The organism is Dietzia sp. SYD-A1 (genome assembly GCF_015356725.1).
GTDB lineage: Bacteria > Actinomycetota > Actinomycetes > Mycobacteriales > Mycobacteriaceae > Dietzia.
In genome coordinates this window covers 1-1,664 of sequence record NZ_JADDKI010000190.1, presented here as the reverse complement: position 1 = coordinate 1,664, position 1,664 = coordinate 1, and the positions used below count along the sequence as shown (strand labels likewise).

1 protein-coding gene is annotated in these 1,664 nt (G+C 66.8%); it reads right to left on the bottom strand.

The genetic code is table 11. The features are described 5' to 3' along the window. Positions 1-140 precede the first annotated feature (140 nt). A complete protein-coding gene (locus tag IY392_RS08760) occupies positions 141-1,541 on the bottom strand; it encodes an IS1380 family transposase (protein WP_194861009.1) in 1,401 nt (466 codons plus the stop codon). Between the last annotated feature and the right edge of the window lie 123 nt (positions 1,542-1,664).

Genomic DNA, 1,664 nt, shown 5'->3' with positions numbered 1-1,664 from the left:
CCCCGCTGATTCACGGGCCGGTGTGACTGCTGCTGTCGGGTGACGGCGGGCTTGTTTTCGCGTGTGGGCGTGCGTGTGTGCCGGCTGGCGCTGCCGGTGGGCGGGTCTCCGGTGGTGCTGTCGTGGGCGGGCAGGTGAGGTCAGGCGGGTTTTGGGATCGCGGCGATCGTGTTGAACACTGCGACGATGGCGGTGGCCCACGGCCACGTTTCGGGAATCTTCACGCGCCGCCGCCGGCCACTACGGACCAGTCGGGCTGCCACGTGAAGGAAGCGGTAGCGCAGCGCTTTGGGCTCGCACAAGGCCAGAACTGCGGCGTCGCCGGTGCAGGCGAGCATCCGTGTCCAGGCCACCAGGTCAGCGGCGATCATCACCGCCACCAGCCAAGCCTGGTTGAGAGCGAACTCGCGTGAGGGCAGACGGCCGAGCCCGGTGTCTTTGGCGTGTCGGATCCGGTCCTCGACCCGGGCGTGAGCCCGGTGTCTGGCCTCGAGGAACTGAAGCTGACCGGTGGCAGTGTTGGTGACGAATGCCTGGTAGCGCCACCCGTCGATCTCCTCGAACATCGACAACTGAGCACCCGGGTGGGGCCGTTCGCGGCGGACGATGACTCGCATTCCGTCTGGCCACTTGGCGAGCATCCTGGGGCTGAGAAAGCCGGTCAGTTCGGCAACCTCGGCCCCGTCTCGGATGTCGCCGGAGGGATTCAATGCCGGCCCCCACGCAGCCTCTGGGCAGATCGCGATGGCCCGGCGTAGCGGGGCAGTGATGGAGAACCCGACCGAGTACTCCACCCGTCGACCGCGGATGCCGTTCTGTTCGGTGATCCAATCCAGAAGGTCATGGGAGGCGCCTGCACCGTCGGATCGAATCAGCAGGTCACGGCGGTGAGCGGCGGGGATCTGCGCGATCGCCTGGCCCAGGACGTCGATGTGGTCAGCCGCGGTGTTGGACCCGGCATTGCCCGGGCGCAGGCTCGCGGCGAGGAACTCCCCTGTGTTGTCGCACCACACGCCGATCGGGTGGTAGCCGAACGTGCGCTTATACGTCGGAGCTGCATGTTCCTTCTCGCTGTGGGTGACCACGATGGTGGCATCCACATCGAGCACGACCGTCGATCCCAGATCCCGCCCCGCACACGCCGATGCGGGCACCCCGCCGGGCAGGCGGGACCACACGTGACGGCGGGTGCGGGCACGCGCGACCTGGATCTTCTTGCGCTTGCTGGCAGTGATCTCATCGAGTGTGCGCCACACCGTCGGGGCCGAGGCGACCGGGCCCAGGGCCTCGGATTGGTGGCGCAGGACGCCGATGTCTGAGATGGATTCGCCGCCATCGGCGAGCATCACCGCGGTGTCGATCAGCACCCGGCCGCGGTCGTGGATCGGGATGAACCGGCGGCGGGCCATGGCCCCTGACAGCTCGGCGGTCAGACCGACCTGATCAGCCAGAAGTCGAGGCGCGATGGCCCCGGCGTGGGCGATCACCCCGACACCATCAGCAGTAACGGACAGACCGGCCGACCACGAAGTACGCTTCACCTACCGAGTGCTTTCTGCTGGAGAACATGGAACCTTAGACAAGTCCCAGTTTCCCCTGTTCAGGAAGCACTTCGGTCTATTTTCGCCCAGCGATCCGCAGATCCCCATGAAACACCGGGGCTA